This is a genomic window from Citrobacter sp. wls717 (assembly GCF_005280955.1).
GTDB lineage: Bacteria > Pseudomonadota > Gammaproteobacteria > Enterobacterales > Enterobacteriaceae > Citrobacter > Citrobacter werkmanii.
Genome location: NZ_SZWW01000014.1, coordinates 19,100 through 42,167, shown reverse-complemented (window position 1 = coordinate 42,167; position 23,068 = coordinate 19,100). Strand labels below are relative to the sequence as shown.

Below are 23,068 nucleotides of genomic sequence, written 5' to 3'. Positions count from 1 at the left end.
ATGAAACAGAAGGGTTAAGCGACGGCTTCTGCTTCAATGACAGGCACGATGACACTGGCATGATTGCCTTTTGGCCCCTGGTGGACATCAAACTGGACAGACTGTCCGGCTTTTAGCGTTCTGTAACCATCCATCTGAATGGTGGAGTAATGGGCGAAAATGTCTTCGCCGCCGCCTTCGGGGCAGATGAAACCAAACCCTTTGGCGTTGTTGAACCACTTAACAGTACCCGTTTCCATACTTCGACATCCTTCGTAGATCTTATATAAGTAAGATGGAATGAACCGGTTGCGGAGTGGGGGCTGTTCAAAACCTCGCCAACTCTCGAAACTACAATTTAGAGAAATCAGGCGGGGCGTCAAGCGTCAGACGGATGGAATAGGGTAAAAATGCATCAAAATTTGAAGCAGTTAACGCTATTGTCGGTTCTGTGACAGATGTCGCGGATGGCACTAATAGATGATAGTTATCTAATACTTGAGGTAGATTGATTGTGTGCATAGGCTGCTTGTCAGCGGCAACATTTTCTGCCGGAAACCGTAACTGAAGATGACGACTGACAATGAGTAAGACGAACGACTGGCTGGATTTCGATCTGCTGGCGGAAGACAAATTGCGCGACGCGCTAAAACCGCCATCTATGTATAAAGTGATATTAATCAATGATGATTACACTCCGATGGAGTTTGTTATTGACGTGTTACAAAAATTCTTTTCTTATGATGTAGAACGTGCAACGCAACTGATGCTTGCAGTTCACTATCAAGGTAAAGCTATCTGCGGCGTATTCACTGCCGAAGTGGCTGAAACCAAAGTCGCGATGGTGAACAAATATGCAAGGGAGAACGAGCATCCGTTGCTGTGTACGCTGGAAAAAGCCTGAATGCAGGCATAAATATTGGGGGAGGTGCCTATGCTCAATCAAGAACTGGAACTCAGTTTAAACATGGCTTTCGCCAGAGCGCGCGAGCACCGACATGAGTTTATGACCGTCGAGCACTTGTTACTGGCGTTGCTCAGTAACCCATCGGCCCGCGAAGCGCTGGAAGCGTGTTCTGTGGATCTGGTGGCGCTCCGTCAGGAACTCGAAGCCTTCATTGAACAAACCACACCCGTATTGCCTGCCAGTGAAGAAGAGCGCGACACGCAGCCAACGTTGAGTTTTCAGCGTGTACTGCAACGCGCGGTCTTTCATGTTCAGTCCTCCGGGCGCAATGAAGTTACCGGCGCAAATGTTCTGGTAGCTATCTTTAGCGAGCAGGAATCTCAGGCGGCCTATCTGCTGCGTAAGCATGAAGTGAGTCGTCTGGACGTGGTGAATTTTATTTCTCATGGCACGCGCAAAGACGAACCAAGTCAGTCTTCTGACTCCGGGAATCAGCCAAATAACGAAGAGCAAGCTGGCGGGGAGGACCGTATGGAGAACTTCACGACTAACCTTAACCAGCTTGCCCGTGTGGGTGGAATTGATCCGCTCATTGGCCGGGAAAAAGAGCTGGAGCGCGCCATTCAGGTACTCTGCCGCCGTAGAAAAAACAACCCGCTGTTGGTGGGTGAATCTGGCGTCGGTAAAACCGCGATTGCCGAAGGCCTTGCCTGGCGTATTGTCCAGGGCGACGTGCCGGAAGTTATGGCGGACTGCACCCTTTACTCTCTGGATATCGGGTCGCTGCTGGCGGGCACCAAATACCGTGGCGATTTTGAAAAACGCTTTAAGGCGCTGCTGAAACAGCTGGAACAGGATACCAACAGCATCCTGTTTATTGATGAGATCCACACCATTATCGGTGCGGGTGCGGCATCGGGTGGCCAGGTGGATGCGGCGAACTTAATCAAGCCTCTGCTCTCCAGCGGTAAAATCCGTGTGATAGGCTCCACGACCTATCAGGAATTCAGCAATATTTTTGAGAAGGACCGGGCGTTAGCGCGCCGTTTCCAGAAAATTGATATCACTGAGCCGTCGGTAGAAGAGACCGTGCAGATTATCAACGGTCTGAAACCGAAATACGAAGCGCACCATGACGTTCGTTACACCGCGAAAGCGGTGCGTGCCGCGGTCGAACTGGCGGTGAAATACATCAACGATCGTCATCTGCCGGATAAAGCCATTGATGTGATCGATGAAGCGGGGGCTCGTGCGCGTCTGTTACCGGTCAGCAAACGCAAGAAAACCGTTAACGTTGCCGATATTGAGTCCGTGGTGGCCCGCATCGCGCGTATCCCGGAGAAGAGCGTGTCGCAGAGCGATCGTGATACGCTGAAAAATCTGGGTAACCGTCTGAAAATGCTGGTATTCGGACAAGATAAAGCCATTGAGGCGCTGACTGAAGCGATCAAAATGAGCCGTGCCGGTCTCGGCCATGAGCATAAACCTGTCGGTTCATTCCTGTTTGCCGGACCGACTGGCGTTGGTAAGACCGAAGTCACGGTGCAGCTGTCCAAAGCGCTCGGCATTGAGCTGCTGCGTTTTGATATGTCCGAGTATATGGAACGTCACACCGTCAGCCGTCTGATTGGTGCGCCTCCGGGATATGTCGGTTATGACCAGGGCGGTTTGCTGACCGACGCGGTCATTAAGCACCCGCATGCGGTCCTGCTGTTGGATGAAATCGAAAAAGCGCACCCGGATGTCTTTAACCTGCTGCTGCAGGTAATGGATAACGGTACGCTGACCGACAATAATGGCCGTAAGGCGGACTTCCGTAACGTGGTGCTGGTCATGACCACCAACGCCGGGGTACGTGAGACCGAGCGTAAATCGATTGGGCTTATTCATCAGGACAACAGCACTGATGCGATGGGCGAAATCAAAAAAGTGTTTACGCCGGAATTCCGTAACCGTCTCGACAATATTATCTGGTTCGACCATCTCTCTACCGAGGTGATTCATCAGGTTGTTGATAAGTTTATTGTCGAGCTGCAGGTACAACTGGATCAGAAAGGCGTCTCACTGGAAGTAAGCCAGGAAGCACGTAACTGGCTGGCTGAGAAAGGCTATGACCGCGCGATGGGCGCACGTCCGATGACGCGTGTTGTTCAGGACAACCTGAAAAAACCATTGGCCAACGAACTGCTGTTTGGTTCGCTGGTGGACGGTGGTCAGGTAACCGTTGAGTTGGATAAAGAGAAAAATGAGCTGACCTATGGTTTCCAGAGTGCGCAAAAGCACAAGCCAGAAGCCGCACATTAAGTTCTAATCACTAATGAGCCGGGCGTAATGCCCGGTTTTTTTTCGCCTGAATGTTGTGATTTGAATTGGGGGTACCCGGAGTATTTAACCGGCAGGCAAAAAATAAGCCTGCGTAAGGGAGATTACGCAGGCTAAGGAGGTGGTTCCTGGTACAGCTAGCATTTATGGGTTATGTTTTTCAGCGGGTGGGATAATACCCTTAATGAACGAAACGGTATGTGATCGATTTCTAAGAATCTTCCGATCGCTGAAAAATAACCGTAATTAACTACTTAGCATGCGGGTTACGTGTGGACTCACCGGCAAAATTACGCATTAACAAGGCATAATTCAGATCGATATCCTCAGGTACCGGCATCCACACGGTGTAACCATCGCCCGGAGCAACCGGCATGGCTTCGCCTTTCGCGTTTTCCATCTGCTCAAGGGTAAAGTTGATATTGCCCTGTGGGGTCATCAACTCCAGGCTGTCGCCGACGGTGAATTTGTTTTTCACCAGTACGGCTGCAAGTTCGCCTTTACGTTCGCCGGTAAATTCGCCAACAAACTGCTGACGCTCCGACACAGAGAAACCGTATTCGTAGTTCTGATAGTCGTCATGCGTATGGCGGCGCAGGAATCCTTCGGTGTAACCGCGATGCGCCAGACCTTCCAGCGTCTCCAGCAGTTGCGGGTCGAAAGGTTTGCCGGCAGCGGCATCATCAATCGCTTTGCGATAAACTTGCGCGGTACGTGCACAATAATAGTATGACTTGGTACGGCCTTCGATCTTCAGCGAATGCACGCCCATCTGCGTCAGACGTTCAACATGGGCAATAGCACGCAAATCCTTCGAGTTCATGATGTAAGTGCCGTGCTCGTCTTCGAACGCGGTCATGTACTCACCCGGTCGCTGGGCTTCTTCAATCATAAAGACTTTATCTGTCGGCGCGCCAATACCCAGCGTGGGTTCGACGTTTTGTACCGGGATCGGCTCGTACTTGTGAACGATATTGCCCACCACGTCTTCTTTCCCTTCCTGCACGTTGTATTCCCAGCGGCAGGCATTGGTACAGGTGCCCTGGTTAGGATCGCGCTTGTTGATGTAACCAGAGAGCAGGCAGCGCCCGGAATAGGCCATGCACAATGCGCCGTGAACGAAGATCTCAATCTCCATATCGGGCACCTGGGTACGGATCTCTTCAATTTCTTCCAGCGACAGTTCACGAGAGAGGATCACGCGGGTCAGCCCCATCTGCTTCCAGAATTTGACCGTCGCCCAGTTAACGGCGTTAGCCTGCACCGACAGGTGAATATCCATGTCAGGGAAGTTCTCGCGCACCAGCATAATCAGACCCGGGTCCGACATGATCAGCGCATCCGGCCCCATTTCCACCACCGGTTTCAAATCACGAATGAAGGTTTTCAGCTTGGCATTGTGCGGCGCGATGTTAACCACAACATAGAATTTTTTACCCAGTTCATGGGCTTCATTAATGCCGAGCTGCAGGTTTTCGTGGTTGAATTCGTTGTTGCGTACGCGCAGTGAATAACGCGGTTGGCCCGCATAGACAGCATCTGCGCCATAGGCGAAAGCGTAACGCATATTTTTCAGCGTTCCCGCCGGGGAAAGGAGTTCCGGTTTAAACATAATTATCTCGTTCTGATGACAGGTCAGACTCGCCTCATTTAATGAGGCGGTTAGGGGAGTGCCCCCATATTAAGGGCGGGCATTGTAGCGCTGAGGGGCGGGCAGGTAAAGTCATTGTGCTGGTGGTCGCTTCGCCTTACCCGATATCATTTGGACTATCGCTGATTACGCAATTCGGCACGCATCGGCTTCCCAGCGATACCCTACGCCATACACCGCGCGGATAAATGACTGCTCCGCATCCAGCGATTCCAGCTTGCGTCGCAGGTTCTTAATATGGCTGTCGATGGTTCGATCGGTAACGACGCGGTAATCGTCATACAGATGGTTGAGCAACTGCTCGCGGGAGAACACTTTTCCCGGCTCATGTGACAGCGTTTTGAGTAAGCGGAATTCCGCGGGCGTTAAGTCGAGCATTTTCCCCCGCCATGACGCCTGAAAACGACTTTCGTCGACAATCAGCGGGCTGTCTGCATCCATTTGTTGCAGTTCGCGCTGAGGTTTACAACGACGCAGGATCGTCTTCACGCGAGCGACGACTTCGCGCGGGCTGTAGGGTTTACAAATATAATCATCCGCACCAATCTCCAGTCCCAGCAGGCGATCAATCTCTTCGATTTTTGCGGTTACCATCATGATAGGAACTTCAGAGAAACGCCGAATTTCCCGACACAGGGTCAGGCCATCGGTGCCGGGCAGCATCAGATCCAATAAGATCAGATCGGGCGGCGTTTGACGTACGTAAGGCAGAACCAGATCGCCATGGCTGATGAGCGTAGGCGCGTAGCTTGCCGCCCGCAGATAGTCGATAAGCAGTTGTCCCAGCTTGGGTTCGTCTTCCACGATCAGAATACGCGGCGTGTTTTCATCAATGGGTAACTCTGTCATACATCTCTCTGTAAATCGCGTTCGAGCGGTAGCTCTACTGTAATGCTAACCCCGCCAAAAGGCGAATGGGCGGCGCGGATCAGACCATTATGCGCCTGGACGATATTGACGCAAATCGCCAGCCCCAGGCCGGAACCTCCGCTGGCGCGGTTACGCGAGCCTTCGGTGCGATAAAACCGTTCAAACAGCTTCTGCAACTGCTCTTCACTCACGCCGGGAGCGGAATCCGCGAAGGTTAATAACACCATTCGTTCACGTTGTTCGGCGCTGATATGCAGGCCGCCGCCGCTGTCGGTATAGCGCAGGCTGTTTTCCAGCAGATTGTTGAATAATTGCATCAGACGATCTCTGTCGCCAAATACCGTCATGCTGTCCGGGAGAGAAAGTTGTATCGTCAATCCACGACTGGCAAAGCGTTCACGAAATGCACCGCTTGCCACTTCCAGTAGGGGAATAAGATCCAGCGATGTTTTCTGGTAGGCCAGCGCGCCTTCATCGGACATGGAGAGCTGATGAAGATCGTCCACCAGTTTGGTGAGCGTTGCGACTTCTGCCTGTAAAGAGGTAATGGAGTCAGGGGTAAACTGGCGTACCCCATCCTGAATGGCTTCCAGCTCGCCGCGTAGCACCGCCAACGGCGTACGCAGTTCGTGAGAAATATCGGCCATAAAGTCACGCCGCATCTGCTGGTTTTTTTCCAGTGTACTGGCAAGCTGGTTGAAGTCTTGCGCCAGTTTGCCCAGCTCATCGGTACTGGTCGGCGCAACGCGGGTGGTGAAATCGCCTGCCGCCAGTTTATGCGTGCCTTCCACCAGTCGCTTGACCGGGGCCAACAGGCTGCGCGCCAGCGTAAACGTTGCCAGCGCCGCCAGAATTGTGGAGAGTGCGACGATAAGCCAACTGGAGCGTCTTTGCTGCATGTCGAAATTGATATCCGTATTTCGCGTTAAGCGCTCTACGGGAGAGGCAATCACGGCGCCCACTTCGCTACCGTTGACGCGGATAGGATGGCGCATACCGTCGTGAGGGACCGGAGCGCGCGGGCCGACCAACACGCGAGCGTTTTGATCAACAACCCAAAATTGGGTACGCCAGCCGTGCGGCGGCATGCCGGGACCGGGTTTATCATCGTCGTTGTCGTGTTCAAATGAGCGCAGGATCTGAAAAACAAAACGATCGTTATTGCGTAAGAACCGCCAGTTGCCATGCTGCTCATACTGCTCGCTCAACGCGTCGCTGAGCATTTGCAGACGCTGCTCGTTACCGTGTTTGATATAGTCAATAAAACCCCGTTCGAAGCTAATGCGTACGGCCCAGTGCATACTGATCAGCAACACGATGCAGGTGGCGAAAATCGCCAGAAACAGTTTGCCGGTAATACCGGGCCGCCAGAACTTCATCAGGTGCTCCTTCTGCGCCGTGAGATCACCGCGTTAGTTTGCGTGTCGTTCGGCACGCGGGCAAAAATAATGGCGGGCAGCGCAATAATGAATGCAATGCACAGCCAGGTATACATAAAGACGGTATGCGTACTGCCGCTGTCGACAGCGATATGCTGCTGGCCAAACATACCTAGCAACAGGCCAGCGATAGTCACCCCGATACTCATCGACAATTGCATGATCATCGACAGCAGGCTGTTGCCGCTGCTGGCGAGATCGTCTGGCAGGTCTTTAAGCGTAAGGGTATTCATGGACGAAAAACGCGTTGAGTTGACCATTCCCTGTAAGAACAGCACCAAGGGCAGGGCGTAATACCAGCCGAGCAGCGCGGTGGTCATCAGCAACAGGCTGACCAGCGACAGGCCAAGCGTTGTGGCGACCAGTACGCGGCGGTAGCCAAAGCGGTTAACGACCTGTACCACAATGCGCTTCATGCTCATACTGCCGAGCACCATCGGGACCATCATCAGCCCGGCATGAAAAGGTGAAAAACCGAGGCCAATCTGTAAAAACACCGGCGTCATAAACGGCAGCATACCGCTGCCGATGCGTCCGGCAAAACTGCCGAGCAGACCTAACGAGAAGGTTGGTGTGTGAAACAGATTCAAACTAAACAGCGCGCGTGGATTACGATGGGCGTGTTTCAGATACAGCGCAATAGCCAACACCCCGCAGATAACCAGCGCAGCCAGCGTAATACCGGAGATGCCGGTTCCTTTACTGCCATCGAGCGCCACCGTTAGCACCGCCATGCCGACCGCCAGCATCGCGAATCCCGAAAGATCGAAGCGTCGCGTTTGCATCGTATAGTTGGGCATCAGCATTAACGTTGCTATCGCGCCGACAATACCAACCGGAATGTTCAGCAAAAATATCCAGTGCCAGGAGGCATACTCGACCAGAACGCCGCCTAACGCCGGACCCAACAATGGGCCAATCTGACCGGGTAACGTGACAAACGTCATCGCCGCCATATATTGCTCACGCGGGACGATTTTCATCACCGTTAGCCTGCCAACCGGCACCATCATCGCGCCGCCAACGCCTTGTAAGACGCGCGCCATCACCAGCTCATTGAGCGTGCCGGACCAGGCGCAAAACAGCGAGCCAAGCGTAAACAGGATGATGGCGGTGAAGAAGATATTGCGCACGCCAACTTTATCGGCCAGCCATCCGCTGGCAGGCAGCATTACGGCAACGGTTAATACATACGACACAATGACCATATGCATATGTAACGGGCTTTCTCCGAGGCTGGCGGCCATCGAAGGAAGCGCGGTATTGACGATGGTGGTATCCAGCGACTGCATAAAAAAGCCAAATGCCACAATCCAAAGTTGCCAGCGGGTGCTGTCGGGAAGTTCTGTCATAACTCGGCTACCGGTTTGCTATTTTTACGCGAAAAACGCAGACGCAGACGGTCGAAAAAGAGATACACCACGGGCGTGGTGTACAGCGTCAGGAGTTGACTCACTACCAGCCCGCCGACGATGGTGATCCCTAATGGCTGGCGCAGTTCGGAGCCATCACCTGCGGATAACACCAGCGGCAGCGCGCCAAACAGCGCAGCCAGCGTGGTCATCATTATTGGGCGAAAGCGTAACAGGCAAGCCTGGAAAATGGCTTCCTCCGGTTGCAACTTACCGTTTCTCTGCGCTTCCAACGCAAAATCGACCATCATGATGGCGTTTTTCTTCACAATACCAATTAATAGCATGATCCCTATCAGGGCGATTAGGCTGAACGGGGCATTGAATAGCTCCAGTGCCAGTAACGCCCCGACGCCCGCTGAAGGCAGTGTGGAAAGAATAGTCAGAGGGTGAACATAACTTTCATACAGCATGCCCAACACAATGTAGACCGTTGCGATGGCCGCAATAATCAGGATCACCTGCGAGTTCATGGTGTCCTGAAAGACCTGCGCGGTACCGGCAAAACTACCGCGAACCGTTGAGGGCACGCCAAGCTGGGTCATCGTTCTGTTGATGGCCTCTGTCGCTTCAGAAAGTGAAGAGCCCGTCGGCAGGTTAAACGACACCGTTGACGCGGCGGACAAGCCCTGATGATTCACCGACAGCGGGGCATTCGCCGGTTGCCATTTGGCAAAGTACGATAACGGGATCGCCTTACCGTCATTGTTGATGACGAACATTTTGTCCAGCGCGCTAATATCCTGGGTGTAACGTCGATCGACCTCCATCACGACTTTGTACTGGTTCATAGGCTGATAAATTGTCGAAATCTGCCGTTGCCCGAAAGCGTTATTCAACAGGCTGTTGGCGGCGGCAACATCGATTCCCAGACGGGACATGGTGTCGCGATCGTAAATCAGATTCATCTCCGCGCCATTGTCCTGCTGATCGGAGTTGACGTCCGCCAGTTGGGGCAGGGCGGCTAACGCCTTACGAATTTTAGGTTCCCATTCACGCAGCGCCGCCAGGTCGTCGGACAGCAATGTGTACTGATAGCTGGCGTTGGCCTGGCGTCCACCGACGCGAATATCCTGCACTGCCATCAGAAACAGATTCGCGCCCGGCTCTTTTGCCAGCGCGACGCGCAGGCGGTCGATCACCTGTTGCGCGCTTTCACGGCGTTCATCGCGTGGCTTGAGGGTAATAAACATCATCCCGCTATTGACCCGGGAACCGCCGGTGAAGCCAGTGACATTATTCACCGCCGGATCGTCGCGGATGATCTGCATAAAGTCCTGCAGTTTGCCGCGCATCGCCTGGAAAGAGATGCTTTGGTCAGCCTGGATCCCACCCATCAATACGCCTGTATCCTGCTCAGGGAAGAAGGTTTTCGGGATGGAAATGTAGAGCCAAATATTCAGCGCAATGGTACCGAGTAATACCACGCCCACCAGTCGCGTATGGCGCAGTACCCATTTAAGCGATGTGCCGTAACCCTGTTGCAGCGCCACCAACACGCGACCAAATCCCCGCTTACGCGTCTGCGCGCGCGGGGCGCTGGATTTAAGCATCCAGCCGCACATCATTGGCGTTAATGTCAGCGACACCAGCAGGGAAATGCCGATGGCAACCGACAGCGTGACGGCAAATTCGCGTAACAGCCGCCCCGGCAGGCCGCCCATCAGCAGCAGCGGCAGAAACACTGCCACCAGTGACAGGCTCATGGAGAGCACCGTAAAACCGACTTCGCGCGTGCCTTGTAACGCTGCCTGAAGTGGTTTCATTCCGGCTTCCAGATGGCGGGCAATATTTTCCAGTACCACGATGGCGTCATCGACGACAAAACCCGTGGCAATGGTTAGCGCCATTAACGACAGGTTGTTCAGGCTGAATCCGCACAAATACATGGCGGCAAATGTGCCGATTAGCGAGACCGGAACGGCGACGGCGGGGATAAGTGTTGCGCGTCCGGAACGCAGAAAGACAAAGACCACCAGGATGACCAGCGCCACGGAGATAATCAGCGTCTGTTCAACTTCCTCCAGCGAGGCGCGAATGGTCGGAGAGCGGTCCTGGGCAATTTGCAGATCGATGGCGGCCGGGACCAGGGCTTGTAACTCCGGTAGTTTGGCCCGGATGCTGTCTACCGTCTGAATGATATTGGCTTCCGGCAGTTTGCGGATCATCAGCAGGATGGCCGGTTTGGCATTGGTCATCCCCGCATTGCGCACATCCTGCACCGAGTCGCTCACCGACGCAACGTCACCTAACCTCACCGCAGCGCCGTTATTGTAGTGGATGATAATGGGTTGGTATTCGGCTGCCGTTTTCAGCTCATCGTTGGTTTGTACCTGCCAACGATGGGTTTCACTCTCGATAGCTCCCTGCGGCTTACGCACGTTGGCGTTATCAATTGCGCTACGCACGTCGTCGAGTGAGACTCCCTGGTTAAACAACGCTTGCGGGTTGAGTCCTACACGCACGGCGGGCAGAGAACTGCCTCCCACATCCACGTCACCGACGCCGTCGATTTGCGCGATGGTTTGCGCCAGTTGGGTCGAGGCGAAATCGTACAACTCACCCTGAGAATACGTATCAGAAGTGAGCGTCAGGATCATAATCGGCGCGTCGGAAGGGTTGGCTTTGCGGTACGTTGGGCGACTGGGCATTCCGCTTGGTAGCAGGCTTTGTGCGGCGTTAATCGCGGCCTGAACGTCTCGCGCAGCGCCGTTGATGTCACGGTCGAAATTAAATTCGAGAATAATGCGTGTGCTGCCAAGCGAACTGCTTGAGGTCATTTCATTCACGCCCGCGATGCGGCCCAGAGAGCGCTCCAGCGGGGTGGCGACGGAGGAGGCCATCGTTTCAGGAGATGCGCCGGGTAATGAGGCGCTAACCATAATCACCGGGAAATCCACCTGCGGCAGCGGGGCCACCGGCAGCAGACGAAAGCCCAGTATGCCGCACAGAGTGATGGCCACAGAAATGAGAATAGTCGCCACCGGACGATGAATGAAAAGCGCGAAAAATTTCATTTACGCTTCCTCTTCCTGACGTGGGAAACGGCTTTTCACATACAGCGACAAACGATCAAACAGCAGATAAATCACCGGGGTGGTGAACAGCGTTAATACCTGGCTTAACAGCAGACCACCGACCATACCAATCCCTAATGGACGGCGTAATTCAGCACCCACACCGGTACTTAACATCAGGGGCAACGCGCCCAGCAGCGCCGCCAGCGTGGTCATCAGGATCGGGCGAAAACGCAGCAGGCAGGCCTGGAAAATAGCTTCACGCGGCGCCATACCCTGTTCGCGCTCTGCGGCCAGGGCAAAGTCGATCATCATGATGGCGTTTTTCTTAACGATACCGATGAGCAAAATAATGCCGATAATCGCAATGACGTCCAGTTCACTGCCGGCAATCATTAACGCCAGCAGTGCGCCAACGCCTGCCGTGGGCAGCGTGGAGAGAATGGTAATCGGGTGAATAAAGCTTTCATACAGCACGCCGAGTACGATATACATCGCGACAACCGCTGCCACAATTAGCCAGATAGTGTTGCCCAACGCGGCCTGGAAGGCCAACGTACTGCCCTGGAACTGGGTGGTAATGTTCGCTGGCAGGTTAAGCGTTTTTTCGGCATCCAGAATCGCCTGTACCGCATCGCCCAATGAATAGTCGTCTGGCACATTGAACGAGATGGTTGTCACCGGGAACTGATCGAGATGGTTAATCGACAGCGGGGCAAAACGCTGTTCAATGCTGGCGATAGCGCTGAGCGGCACCACGCCGCCGTCGCTACTGGTCAGACGAACAGTGTCCATGGCCGCAAGCCCTGGCGTCGTGTTGGTGTCATGTTCTAACACGACGCGATACTGGTTTGCCTGCGTATAGATGGTTGAAATCAGGCGCTGGCCGAAGGCGTTGTACAGGGCGTTATCGACATCCGCCATGCTGATACCTAAACGGCTGGCGCTGTCGCGATTGACGTTCACATAGGCTACCAGCCCTTTGTCCTGCCAGTCACTGCTGACATCAGACACCTGCGGTAGCTGTTGTAGCTTTTCCAACAGTTGGGGAACCCAGGTGCTGAGCGCATCCAGGGAGGTTGCTTGCAGCGTGAATTGATATTGCGTCCGGCTGACCTGAGTATCAATCGTCAGGTCCTGCGTAGGCTGAAGATAGAGGTCGACGCCAGGAACGTTGTTTACTGCCTCTTGTAACCGCGCGATCACTTTCTGCACGCGATCGTCACGTTCATCCAGTGGCTTAAGGTTGATTTGCATACGTGCGCTGTTTAATGCCGGATTGGTGCCGTCCACGCCAACAAAAGCGGTCAGGCTCTCAACAGCCGGATCTTGCAGGATGACATCTGAAACCTGACGCTGACGCTGGGCCATGCTGGCAAACGAACTGGACTGCGGCGCCTGCAGCGTGCCCTGAATGATGCCGTTATCCTGTATCGGGAAGAATCCTTTTGGAATAAAGATCCACAGCATGACGCTCAGCGCCAGCGTGCCAAGCGCCACGCTGAGCGTCAGCCACGGATGGTTGAGCACCTTTGCCAGCCAGTGGCCGTACCCGGCGATGACGCGATCAAACATCCGTTCCGAAGCGCGAGAGAAGCGGTTCTGTTTACGTAACGATGCCTGGCTGAGCATGCGGGCGCACATCATCGGCGTAAGGGTGAGCGACACCACCGCAGAAATCAGGATCGCCACGGCCAGCGTTACGGCAAACTCGCGGAACAATCGCCCGACAATATCGCCCATAAACAACAGTGGGATCAGCACGGCGATCAGCGAAAATGTCAGAGAGATGATGGTAAAACCAATCTCGCCCGCACCTTTCAGGGCGGCGGTCAGCGGTTTTTCGCCTTTTTCGATATAACGTGAAATGTTCTCAATCACCACGATGGCGTCATCCACCACAAAACCGGTGGCGATGGTTAGCGCCATTAAGGTCAGGTTATTGATAGAGAAATCAAGAAATACCATGACCGCAAAGGTGCCGATTAGCGACAGAGGAACGGCGACCGCGGGTATAATCGTCGCCGGGATATTGCGCAGAAACAGGTAGATAATCATAACAACCAGCGCAATCGCCAGCATCAGCTCAAACTGGGTATCAGCTACGGATGCACGAATATTGGTTGTACGATCCGAAAGCACGCTGACTTTTACTGATTTAGGCAGGCTTTCAGTGAGTTGCGGCAGCATTTGGCGGATGCTGTCAGCAGTGGAAATGATGTTTGCCCCAGGCTGGCGCTGAACATTCATCACAATGGCTTGTTGCTTATTGGCCCATGCGCCCAGCCAGCTATTTTCTGCCCCTTGCTCCACGGTCGCGACATCGCCCAGACGTACCGGCGCACCGTTTTTATAGGCAATAATCAGCTGACGATATTCATCTGCAGACTGCATCTGGTCGTTAGCTGAGAGGGTGACGGCGCGCGTTGGGCCATCAAGACTGCCTTTGGCCGAATTGACGTTAGCGCCGGTAATTGCCGTACGAATGGTTTCGCTGGTCAGACCGAGCGCGGCAATGGCCTGCGCATTAAGCTTGACGCGGACGGCCGGACGTTGCCCACCGGAAAGCGTTACCAGACCCACGCCGGAAACCTGAGAGATTTTCTGTGCGACGCGGGTTTCGACCATATCTTCCACCTGCGTCATCGGCATGGCGCTGGAGGTGACAGCCAGCGTCATGATTGGTGGATCCGCCGGGTTTACCTTGCTGTAAACCGGCGGGTTGGGCAGATCGCCCGGTAATAAATTGGTCGCGGCGTTAATTGCAGCCTGTACTTCCTGCTCGGCGACATCCAGCGGAAGCGTCAGTTGAAACTGCAATGTCACGACCGAGGCGCCGCCGGAACTTTGCGATGACATCTGTTTTAAGCCGGACATCTGTCCAAACTGACGTTCAAGCGGCGCGGTCACTGCCGAGGTCATGACGTCCGGGCTGGCGCCGGGGTAGAGCGTTACGACCTGAATCGTGGGGTAATCCACTTCCGGTAAGGCGGCGATCGGCAAGAAACGATAACCGATAATACCGGCCAACAAAATGGCGACCATCAGCAGCGTGGTGGCGACGGGGCGCAGAATAAACAGGCGCGATGGGCCGCCTGAGTTGCCGGGTGGTAACACCTGCATCAGGAGTTAGCTCCTTTTTTGCCGTAGCCGCGCGGCGCAGTTTTCTCGTCTGCCACTGAGGCGTGTTGCCCCTCCACGACTTCAACTTTTGCCCCTTCCGTCAGGCGGTCAATACCGTCGGTCACCACGCGATCTCCTGCGGACAGCCCGGCGGTAATCACCACTTTCTGGCTATCCTGGATACCCGGTTTCACCAGGTGTTTACTCACCTTATTGTCGCTGTTCAGCACCCAGACAAAGTGACCTTCATTACCCATTTGCAGGGCGGCCGTGGGGATGACTACGGCGTTTTGTTCCGTGTCGACCAGCATGCGGGCGTTAACGAACTGGTTCGGGAATAAGGCATCATCCTGATTGTTAAACCGGGCCTTAACTTTGATGGTTCCGGTGCTCGTGTCGATCTGATTGTCGAGACTCAGCAGGACGCCTTCGCTCAGTTTTTGCGAATTAGTACGGTCCCAGGCTTCGACTTTCAGCGGGTTCCCCGATTTTTGCGCCCGTAACACGGTGGCGATGTCGTTTTCAGGTAAGGTAAATATCAGGTCGATAGGGTGGGTTTGTGTAATGACGACGATACCGGTGGTATCGCCGCTGGAAATCTGGTTGCCAACATCCACCTGCTTCAAACCGACCCGACCATCGACAGGGGCAGTTATACGGCTCCAGTCGAGCTGCAATTGGGCGCTGGCGACGCTGGCTTCATCCGCTTTGATTGTCCCTAACGTCTCATTTACCAGCGCCTGTTGGGCATCCAGCTCCTGGCGGGAGACCAGATTGGTTTTTACCAACTGCTGATAACGCGCAAGGTCGCGACGGGCATTCGCCAGCGTGGCTTTATCTTTTGCCAGTTGCCCCTGCGCCTGAGCCAGAGCAACTTTAAACTGGCTGGGGTCTATCTCTGCCAGCAGGTCGCCAGCTTTTACCTGTTGTCCTTCCTCGAAGTGTAACGCGATGAGCTGGCCATCTACCCGGCTTCGCACCGTAGCGGTATTGGCGGCAGTAATGGTGCCTAGCCCCGTCAGATAACGTGGAACGGCTTCCTCGGTGGCGGTGGCAGCCTGAACGGGAGCCAACGGCCCGGAACGCATACCACGACGCCCAGCCCCTGGCGAGTGCTGTGCTGGTTTGGTCGCGCCTGGTGCGGTTCCCTGGGGTTCACTGCGGCTTTGCCAGAACCAGAATGCGGCGATGGCGGCCACGACGATCACAATTGCTATCACCCGGCGGGATTTGTTACTGCCTTTCATTGTTATGAGTTTCTCATCCTGAAACGATTCGCGGAATGATACTAGTTTAGCCAGCGAACAAGGGAGAAAAATGGAGGAATTATGAAACACTGTCGGGATTCGTCTGAATGCTGACGCGGCTTTGCGAGGTATTACGCAACATTAAGCGGTGAAAACGGCGAACAAGAAATAGTGCGTTAGAGTGCGTTCAAGGCAAAAAGGAGGTAAGCCAGAGATTTCAGCGGGACGCTGGAACGGGAAAACCCCTCCCGAGGAAGGGGCCAAAATAAGGAAAGGGTTATGATGAAGTACGTCATCATACTGGTGATACTCTTAGTGATTAGCTTACCGGCTTACTAAGACACCAGGGGGAGGGGAGACCTTCCCTAACCCTCACTCCTGAAAATAAGCTACAGCTAAGGTGATGTCAATACACGTCCTTTTCAGCATGCGAGCGGCTTAGCGGAAAACAACCTCAGCCCAGCGGGCCAGTCCGGCGGTGACGGAACCGAAATCATCGCCACCGGCAATTGGGATCCCCGGAAGCTGCTCTGCGAGAGCTTTTTTGATCAACGGCGAACGCGCGCTGCCGCCGGTCAGGTAAATCACGTCCGGTTTTTCCTGCGCGTTTTCCAGCGCCAGTTGAACCTGCTCGAGAATGCGCACCAGGGGCTGATTGAGCGCGGCTTCCAGTCCGTGTTGGCTGATATCGGTGGCCAGCGTTTCACTGATAAACGGTATCGCCGCCGTAACGATGTTCTGGTCGGAGAGTGCGATTTTGCTCTCTTCTGCGCTGCGTACCAGGCGGTAGCTCAGACGCTCGCGCCAGACTTTGAGCAACAGGGCGACTTTATCGGCTTCCCGGGCGTCGCGCACAAGATCGTTCAGTAAGCGTCCGTTGGCGCTACTGTAGAACTCACTTTGCGCGGGGACATCGTTAATCGCGACCGCGTTCCACCAGGGCAGAATAGGTAAGGCGATGCCTTTTTCCGTTTCTCCACCCATGCCGAGGAGCGGCATCAAGTGTTTAAATGCCAGCGCAATGTCCAGATCGTTCCCGCCTACGCGGCAGCCGCTGTGCCCCAGCAGGCTGTTTTCGCGATCGCCGCGTTGATGCCATTGCGGTCCCATCAGCAACAATGAACAGTCGGTCGTCCCCCCGCCAATGTCCACGACCAATACGCGTTTTTCTTCCTGTAGCGTGGCTTCGTAATCCAGGCCAGCCGCTACCGGTTCGTATTGAAAAACAACATCCTGAAAACCAGCGCGTTTTGCCGCACGTTCAAGAATCCCCTGCGCCTGAGCATTAGCGTCATCGCCGCCTAAACCCTGGAAGTTGATTGGGCGACCAATAACGGCCTGGGTGATGGCTTCCGGCAACTGGCTTTGTGCCTGATTACGAATATGTAGCATCATGGCGCAGACCAGATCCTCAAACAGCGCAACCTGCTGCGGTTTCAGACCGCTGGCACCGAGAAAGGATTTTGGTGATTTAACGAAGTACACCTCTTCCGGATCGTCAATATAGTGACCCAGTGAAGCCAGACCGAACTGCACGCTGTTGGCATTCACCTCAATATCTTCTTCGCGGTTATAGCGCATCGCACGACGCAGCAGCGCCTGCGTTTCGTCATCCGTGGTTGGCACGTCGTGATGGCGATACAGCCATTCGCTGACCGCTTCGCGCGTTGGCGCACACAGCATTGAGGGCAGAAGCGTGCTGTTGTTTTCCATTTTGAGCAAGTGTGGCTGCCCGTCTTGCATAACGGCCACTGAACAGTTTGCCGTACCGTAGTCAAAACCAATAAACACCGTAAAAATCCCCATGCCAGTGAAGAAGGGGCGTGACTTTAACGAAATGTCGACGTCCCGACAACTGGAATATGAAAGCAAGGCGTATCGTTTGAATACCGTTTATGCTGTAGGTTTGCTTGAAAAGGAAAACGCAATGTTCACGCTGAGTTGGCAACCGCCTTATGACTGGCCCTGGATGCTGGGGTTCCTGGCCGCCCGTGCGGTGGAAGGGGTAGAAACCGTGGGGGATCTGCGTTATGCCAGAAGCCTGACCGTCGGGAATCATCGTGGTCTGGTGCGCGTGATACCGGATCTACACACCCATCAACTACACGTGACGTTGAGTCCGGGGCTACAGCCGGTTGCCGCAGAGTGTCTGGCTAAAATGACGCGCTTATTCGATCTTACCTGTTGCCCGCAGCAAATCGTCAGCGCGCTGGGAAGCCTTGGGGCAGCGCGTCCGGGACTGCGTTTGCCGGGCAGTGTTGATGCGTTTGAACAAGGAGTACGGGCGATTTTAGGGCAGTTAGTCAGCGTAGCTATGGCGGCGAAACTGACGGCGAAAGTGGCGCATACTTATGGGGACACGCTGGAGGATGCGCCAGAGTATGTGTGTTTTCCTACCCCTGAAGCGCTCGCTGATGCCGATCCATTACACCTGAAAGCGTTAGGGATGCCGCTCAAACGCGCTGAAGCGTTAATTTATCTGGCTCGCGCGACGCTGGATGGAACGCTTGCGACACAAGCGCCTGCCGATATCGAGCAAGGCGTCAAACATCTGCAAACGTTCCCCGGAATAGGGCGCTGGACCGCCAACTACTTTGCGCTGCGCGGCTGGCAGGCGAAAGATGTTTTTCTGCCGGATGACTATCTGATTAAACAACGTTTTGCCGGCATGACGCCCGCCCAGATTCGGCGGTATGCAGAGCGCTGGAAGCCCTGGCGCTCCTATGCGTTATTACATATCTGGTATACGGATGGCTGGCAGCCGTCAGTTGATGGCGAAATGACTGGTATTCAGTAGCAGATCCAGCGGTTGGGCGTCGGCAATGATATCGCCATAAATCATATCAATCCCGATGCCAGAAAGCGCATCCATTATTAGCGGCAACTGCACCGGACCAGCGATGGTTTTAATGTCCAGACGCTGAGCATGGCCCTGGATAATGGACACCCACATTTCGTCAATCAAGTTACCGTGGACACTGGCGCTTAGCTCGCTGTCGAGTAGAAGGTAATCAACCATGTGATACTTCAGGTTGTCAAAAAGATCTAAATCGCGACCGACATGACTTAAAATAATTCGGCATCCGCACTGTCGCAGTCGATGTAGTGTGGATATAGCCTGCGTTGGGTTTGTTTTTATCACGTTAGACGGAACGGTCAGGTGCAGCAGTCGTGGTGGTAACGGACTTCTTTGCAGTTGCCCCAGCAGTTCGTCAACAAGTTCTGTATTCAGCAATCCGGCGGCGGAAAGGGGCAGGGCAATGCTGAGTCCCTTACTGGCGACGGCCGGGGCTGCGCTCTGGAAGAACTCGGTAAATACCCGGCGGTCAAGCGCCTGATTCAATGTAGAATCGACCAGCCCGGCACGGAAAGCGTGCTCTTCAATAATTTCCCCTTCAGCTGTCCCTAAGCGTAGTGAGAGCAGCCAGAAGCTAAACGTCTCTGGTATCCGCGGGGAGGCCACGCCCCTGGCGATGATTAACATTGGATTGTGCGTAATGGTGTGTCTTTGTTCATCCAATGACAGTTGGCTTCGCGCCGCATGGGCCTCGCTTTGCTGGGGTTCATAAACGCAGACTCGCCCACGTCCACTGTTCTTCGCCGCATAACAGGCTATATCCGCCTGGGACATGACGTCGCTCGCGACATGGTTTTTTTCATCAATTAGCGTAATTCCCGCACTGGCGCCAATACGGTGCAAGCGTCCATCCCACATGAAGTGGTAATCGTTGATGGCGCTGATGATGCGACCTGAGATAAAGCGGGCGCTTTCGATATTACAATCCGGCAGCAACAGACCAAACTCGTCACCGCCAAGGCGCGCCAGCATATCGCTGGAACGCAGCATGCTGAGCATCAGTGAAGAGAGTTCGCGTAGCAGGGCATCGCCTGCGGCGTGACCGGCACTATCGTTTACGGCTTTAAAACGATCGAGATCGATAAAAACCAATGCATGACGTTGGTGCGTGTCGTGAACCGTATGCAGTAACTGTTTTAGATGATTTTCGAAGCTGACCCGGTTTGCCAACTGCGTCAGATCGTCATGCGAGGCGCTGTAGCTAAGCTGGCGCAGCATTTTACGTGACTCGGTGACATCCTGAATCACCAGCACCGAGCCAATGCTGCCGCCATCGAGTGTGCTGAGGGGGGTGATGCTGTACTGAATGTCATAACTGTTGCCGTTGCGACAATGCAGAACGACTTCCTGCTCGATGGCCGTACGCGACATGTCAGCGCTGTAGATATTCTCCATCAGCGGTCCGTTGTCGCCGAAAGTAATACGGAGTACCGTCAGCAGTGGAATACCGATGGCGCTTTCCTGCTGCCAGCCGCTCATCTTCTCTGCGACCGGATTCATAAAGGTCACGTTCATATCGACATCAATACAAATCACTGCTTCGCCAATCGAATCCAGCGTAATGTGCAGACGTTCTTTTTCCTGATACAACGCTTCGTTAAGCTGCTTCACCTCGGTCATATCCATATTGATGCCAAGGAAGCGTTCAACTTCACCATCTTTATTCAGTACCCGGTTTGCCAGTGAGCGGATGTGCCGCACGCCATCTTTGACCGCAATACGAAACTCGAGCTTAAAGGGGGCCCGTGCGGCCAGCGAATCACGAATGACATTTTTAGCATGTTCACGATCTTCGGGCACAACGCAGTCATACCAGACTTGCCAACTGGGTTTGATATGCGCAGGGACTTCATAGAGATCAAACATGCGCTTATCCCAACTGATTACGTCAGGCTGCAGCTCCCATTCCCAGATGCCAATTCCCCCGGCTTCATTGGCGAGGGTAATGCGCTCCATCAACCGTTTATTAATCCACTCGGTATGCTTCAGATCGTTAATATCCTCAACCTGCGCAATAAAGTAGAGTGGGGTATTGTCGCTATTACGCACCAATGAAACGGCCAGCAAGGCCCAGACGACATCACCGGAGCGCGTGTAATAGCGTTTTTCCATGGAGTAGCTGTTGATTTCCCCGCGCGCCAGCATATCTAACTGCTCGAGATCATTATTCAGATCTTCCGGCCAGGTTAATTGCTGGAAGGTTAGCGAACGTAGCTCATCCTGGCTGTAGCCCAGAAACTGGCACAACGCTTTATTCGCCTGGAGCCATTGCCCCTCGGTCCCCACCAGCGCCATACCAATCGCGGAATATTCCATGGCATTGCGAAAGCGCGATTCGCTTTCAGAGATATGTTTGCGTTCGGCCCGAAACGCGTACATCACCATCGTCATCATATTGGCCGGCAGCAGGATCATCAAAAACGGCAGCCAAGGCAGGCTGGTCGTCAAGTTGGGTTTTGGGATGTAGAGCAGCGAAGGGGCGGCGGCCAACATCATCGAGACCATCATTACGGTGCTGAGGAAAATTAAAAATGCCTCCATTCGCGGCAGACGAACAGCGCTCCACATCAACAGGACGATAACGCAGGTAAAAGGCCATGGAAGATACATCATGGACAGCCAACTGAGCGTCAAGGTCACCAGAAGTGTGATGACGGTTTCAAGCAGTAACCGTGGGTCGCGGTGGCGGAGCAGATAATGGGGCTTAAACAGCAAACCTAACGGCACCAGCGCCAGCGCGCCTATGGACTCTGACAGCACCCAGATAAGAAAGGTATTTAACGAGGTTTCCTTTGGCAGCAATAACCACAGTAGCAAGCCGCCCAACACGGGAGGAACCACGGCGCTGCCAAAAGCCAGGCGCGCCCAGTCGTTGAGATTTTGTAAGGGGTTGTACCAGGGCAGCAGTTTACGCAATAGCATTGCGCCAACGACAGCCTCAATAATGTTGATAGCCGTATAGGTGAAGCTAAGCGATTCACCGGGGAAGAAGAGTAAGGACGCGCCGATATTACCAAATGAACAAGCCAGCGCAATTCCCGGCCACATCTTTCCCGCATGACGGTAAAAAGCCACCATCATGATTGACGTTGGGAACCAAAGCGGCGCCAGCTGCGCGCCGAAACGTGACAGTTCCAGTGAGAATAGCGTAAAAATGAAAGCCACCAGACCTAAACTGGCCATGCGCAGTAGAGGATGAGGTAAGGTAACTAAAACATGTTGGGATTGTTTACTCATTACCACTCTACCCAAATAGCCGATGTTGTCCGGGAGATATGCCGGATACATCTTGTTTAATCTGCGATTATGCTAGTACAAATAATTTACAATTTATACGCCAGCTGCGCATAAATTAACACTCTCAAGCTATTAATTCCTAAGGCTGATAGATAAATTTAGCACCTGCTTTAAAACTGATCATTTTAATTTGCGACAAGGAAAGCATTGGCGCAGGCTGGACTGGCATCGCGCCGCTGAAATCCCTATAATTGCCGCGTTTGGCGTTTCGACGCCGCCCTTCCTTAACATCCAGGTTAATCAGGTCGCTAAATTTATGACTGATCAGTCCCATCAGTGCGTCATTATCGGCATCGCCGGCGCATCGGCTTCCGGCAAGAGTCTTATTGCCAGCACGCTTTACCGCGAATTACGTGAACAAGTCGGTGACGAACATATTGGCGTTATTCCCGAAGACAGCTATTACAAAGATCAAAGCCATCTGTCGATGGAAGAACGTGTAAAAACCAACTACGACCATCCGAACGCGATGGATCACAGCCTGCTGTTTCAACATCTGCAGACGCTTAAACGCGGAAGTGCCATTGAACTACCCGTTTACAGTTATGTTGAGCATACACGCACGCAAGACACTATTCATATCGAACCCAAGAAAGTGATCATCCTGGAAGGCATTCTGCTGCTGACAGACGCGCGTTTGCGTGACGAGATGAACTTCTCTATTTTTGTTGATACGCCGCTGGATATATGCCTGATGCGCCGTATTAAACGGGACGTGAACGAGCGTGGCCGTTCCATGGATTCGGTGATGGCGCAATACCAAAAAACCGTACGTCCAATGTTCCTGCAATTTATTGAGCCTTCAAAACAATACGCCGACATCATCGTGCCGCGCGGGGGTAAAAACCGCATCGCCATCGATATTCTGAAGGCTAAAATCAGTCAGTTCTTTGAATAAGTTCAGCGAATTGTGTACCGTTCAGTGATAACCTGGCTCACCCTTAACG

Annotated in this window: 15 protein-coding genes; 5 read left to right on the top strand and 10 right to left on the bottom strand. The window is 53.7% G+C overall.

Annotation, left to right across the window (positions count from 1 at the left end; all coding sequences use genetic code 11):
- Positions 1–14 precede the first annotated feature (14 nt).
- Entirely contained in the window at positions 15–239 is a 225-nt protein-coding gene (gene cspD / locus FDX09_RS09630; protein WP_003036813.1) for a cold shock-like protein CspD, read from the bottom strand.
- A 323-nt stretch (positions 240–562) separates the two neighbouring features.
- Here cspD and clpS point away from each other — a divergent pair, with 323 nt between their 5' ends.
- Together clpS and clpA are read left to right on the top strand one after the other, a co-directional pair.
- On the top strand, positions 563–883 hold the full coding sequence (clpS, locus tag FDX09_RS09625) for an ATP-dependent Clp protease adapter ClpS (RefSeq protein WP_006683877.1): 321 nt from the start codon (positions 563–565) through the stop codon (positions 881–883).
- Positions 884–913: 30 nt separating this feature from the next.
- On the top strand, positions 914–3,190 hold the full coding sequence (gene clpA / locus FDX09_RS09620) for an ATP-dependent Clp protease ATP-binding subunit ClpA (RefSeq protein ID WP_038641840.1): 2,277 nt from the start codon (positions 914–916) through the stop codon (positions 3,188–3,190).
- Positions 3,191–3,458: 268 nt separating this feature from the next.
- On the opposite strand, the gene yegQ is transcribed toward clpA, so the two are convergent.
- The 7 genes from yegQ to FDX09_RS09585 all read right to left on the bottom strand — a co-directional run bounded on the left by yegQ (position 3,459) and on the right by FDX09_RS09585 (position 15,967).
- Positions 3,459–4,820, bottom strand: a complete 1,362-nt coding sequence (gene yegQ, locus FDX09_RS09615) for a tRNA 5-hydroxyuridine modification protein YegQ (RefSeq protein ID WP_006683890.1) — start codon at positions 4,818–4,820, stop codon at positions 3,459–3,461.
- A gap of 165 nt (positions 4,821–4,985) precedes the next feature.
- Entirely contained in the window at positions 4,986–5,708 is a 723-nt protein-coding gene (gene baeR / locus FDX09_RS09610; RefSeq protein ID WP_038641831.1) for a two-component system response regulator BaeR, read from the bottom strand.
- Positions 5,705–7,108 (bottom strand): two-component system sensor histidine kinase BaeS, encoded by a 1,404-nt coding sequence (baeS, locus tag FDX09_RS09605; protein WP_085047912.1) that lies wholly within the window; start codon positions 7,106–7,108, stop codon positions 5,705–5,707. The genes baeR and baeS overlap by 4 nt, the downstream gene beginning before the upstream one ends.
- Positions 7,108–8,520: an MFS transporter gene (locus FDX09_RS09600; protein WP_137347118.1), complete on the bottom strand. Its 1,413-nt coding sequence runs from the start codon at positions 8,518–8,520 to the stop codon at positions 7,108–7,110. Before FDX09_RS09600 ends, baeS begins: the two co-directional genes overlap by 1 nt.
- Positions 8,517–11,597 (bottom strand): multidrug efflux RND transporter permease subunit MdtC, encoded by a 3,081-nt coding sequence (mdtC, locus tag FDX09_RS09595; RefSeq protein WP_137347117.1) that lies wholly within the window; start codon positions 11,595–11,597, stop codon positions 8,517–8,519. The genes FDX09_RS09600 and mdtC overlap by 4 nt, the downstream gene beginning before the upstream one ends.
- A complete protein-coding gene (locus FDX09_RS09590; RefSeq protein ID WP_085047915.1) occupies positions 11,598–14,720 on the bottom strand; it encodes an MdtB/MuxB family multidrug efflux RND transporter permease subunit in 3,123 nt (1,040 codons plus the stop codon).
- Positions 14,720–15,967: an MdtA/MuxA family multidrug efflux RND transporter periplasmic adaptor subunit gene (locus FDX09_RS09585; protein WP_137347116.1), complete on the bottom strand. Its 1,248-nt coding sequence runs from the start codon at positions 15,965–15,967 to the stop codon at positions 14,720–14,722. The genes FDX09_RS09590 and FDX09_RS09585 overlap by 1 nt, the downstream gene beginning before the upstream one ends.
- A gap of 279 nt (positions 15,968–16,246) precedes the next feature.
- Here FDX09_RS09585 and FDX09_RS09580 point away from each other — a divergent pair, with 279 nt between their 5' ends.
- Positions 16,247–16,306, top strand: coding sequence for a type I toxin-antitoxin system Ibs family toxin (locus tag FDX09_RS09580; RefSeq protein WP_106672390.1), 60 nt, complete (start codon positions 16,247–16,249; stop codon positions 16,304–16,306).
- A gap of 99 nt (positions 16,307–16,405) precedes the next feature.
- On the opposite strand, the gene yegD is transcribed toward FDX09_RS09580, so the two are convergent.
- Positions 16,406–17,758 (bottom strand): molecular chaperone, encoded by a 1,353-nt coding sequence (yegD, locus tag FDX09_RS09575; RefSeq protein WP_137347115.1) that lies wholly within the window; start codon positions 17,756–17,758, stop codon positions 16,406–16,408.
- A 136-nt stretch (positions 17,759–17,894) separates the two neighbouring features.
- Between yegD and alkA the strand changes: the two genes are divergently transcribed.
- Positions 17,895–18,764 (top strand): DNA-3-methyladenine glycosylase 2, encoded by an 870-nt coding sequence (gene alkA / locus FDX09_RS09570; protein WP_137347136.1) that lies wholly within the window; start codon positions 17,895–17,897, stop codon positions 18,762–18,764.
- Here alkA and FDX09_RS09565 read toward each other — a convergent pair.
- Positions 18,732–22,061: a diguanylate cyclase gene (locus FDX09_RS09565; RefSeq protein ID WP_137347114.1), complete on the bottom strand. Its 3,330-nt coding sequence runs from the start codon at positions 22,059–22,061 to the stop codon at positions 18,732–18,734. The genes alkA and FDX09_RS09565 overlap by 33 nt on opposite strands.
- A gap of 316 nt (positions 22,062–22,377) precedes the next feature.
- Here FDX09_RS09565 and udk point away from each other — a divergent pair, with 316 nt between their 5' ends.
- Entirely contained in the window at positions 22,378–23,019 is a 642-nt protein-coding gene (gene udk, locus FDX09_RS09560; RefSeq protein WP_003036776.1) for a uridine kinase, read from the top strand.
- Positions 23,020–23,068: the final 49 nt, after the last annotated feature.

Excerpts from the sequence above, each read along its gene's own strand:
- FDX09_RS09600 (WP_137347118.1), bottom strand. The coding sequence starts at position 8,520 with ATGACAGAACTTCCCGACAGCACCCGCTGGCAACTTTGGATTGTGGCA.
- udk (WP_003036776.1), top strand. The coding sequence starts at position 22,378 with ATGACTGATCAGTCCCATCAGTGCGTCATTATCGGCATCGCCGGCGCA.
- alkA (WP_137347136.1), top strand. The coding sequence starts at position 17,895 with ATGTTCACGCTGAGTTGGCAACCGCCTTATGACTGGCCCTGGATGCTG.
- baeS (WP_085047912.1), bottom strand. The coding sequence starts at position 7,108 with ATGAAGTTCTGGCGGCCCGGTATTACCGGCAAACTGTTTCTGGCGATT.
- baeR (WP_038641831.1), bottom strand. The coding sequence starts at position 5,708 with ATGACAGAGTTACCCATTGATGAAAACACGCCGCGTATTCTGATCGTG.
- clpS (WP_006683877.1), top strand. The coding sequence starts at position 563 with ATGAGTAAGACGAACGACTGGCTGGATTTCGATCTGCTGGCGGAAGAC.
- clpA (WP_038641840.1), top strand. The coding sequence starts at position 914 with ATGCTCAATCAAGAACTGGAACTCAGTTTAAACATGGCTTTCGCCAGA.
- cspD (WP_003036813.1), bottom strand. The coding sequence starts at position 239 with ATGGAAACGGGTACTGTTAAGTGGTTCAACAACGCCAAAGGGTTTGGT.
- mdtC (WP_137347117.1), bottom strand. The coding sequence starts at position 11,597 with ATGAAATTTTTCGCGCTTTTCATTCATCGTCCGGTGGCGACTATTCTC.
- yegQ (WP_006683890.1), bottom strand. The coding sequence starts at position 4,820 with ATGTTTAAACCGGAACTCCTTTCCCCGGCGGGAACGCTGAAAAATATG.
- FDX09_RS09590 (WP_085047915.1), bottom strand. The coding sequence starts at position 14,720 with ATGCAGGTGTTACCACCCGGCAACTCAGGCGGCCCATCGCGCCTGTTT.
- FDX09_RS09565 (WP_137347114.1), bottom strand. The coding sequence starts at position 22,061 with ATGAGTAAACAATCCCAACATGTTTTAGTTACCTTACCTCATCCTCTA.
- FDX09_RS09585 (WP_137347116.1), bottom strand. The coding sequence starts at position 15,967 with ATGAAAGGCAGTAACAAATCCCGCCGGGTGATAGCAATTGTGATCGTC.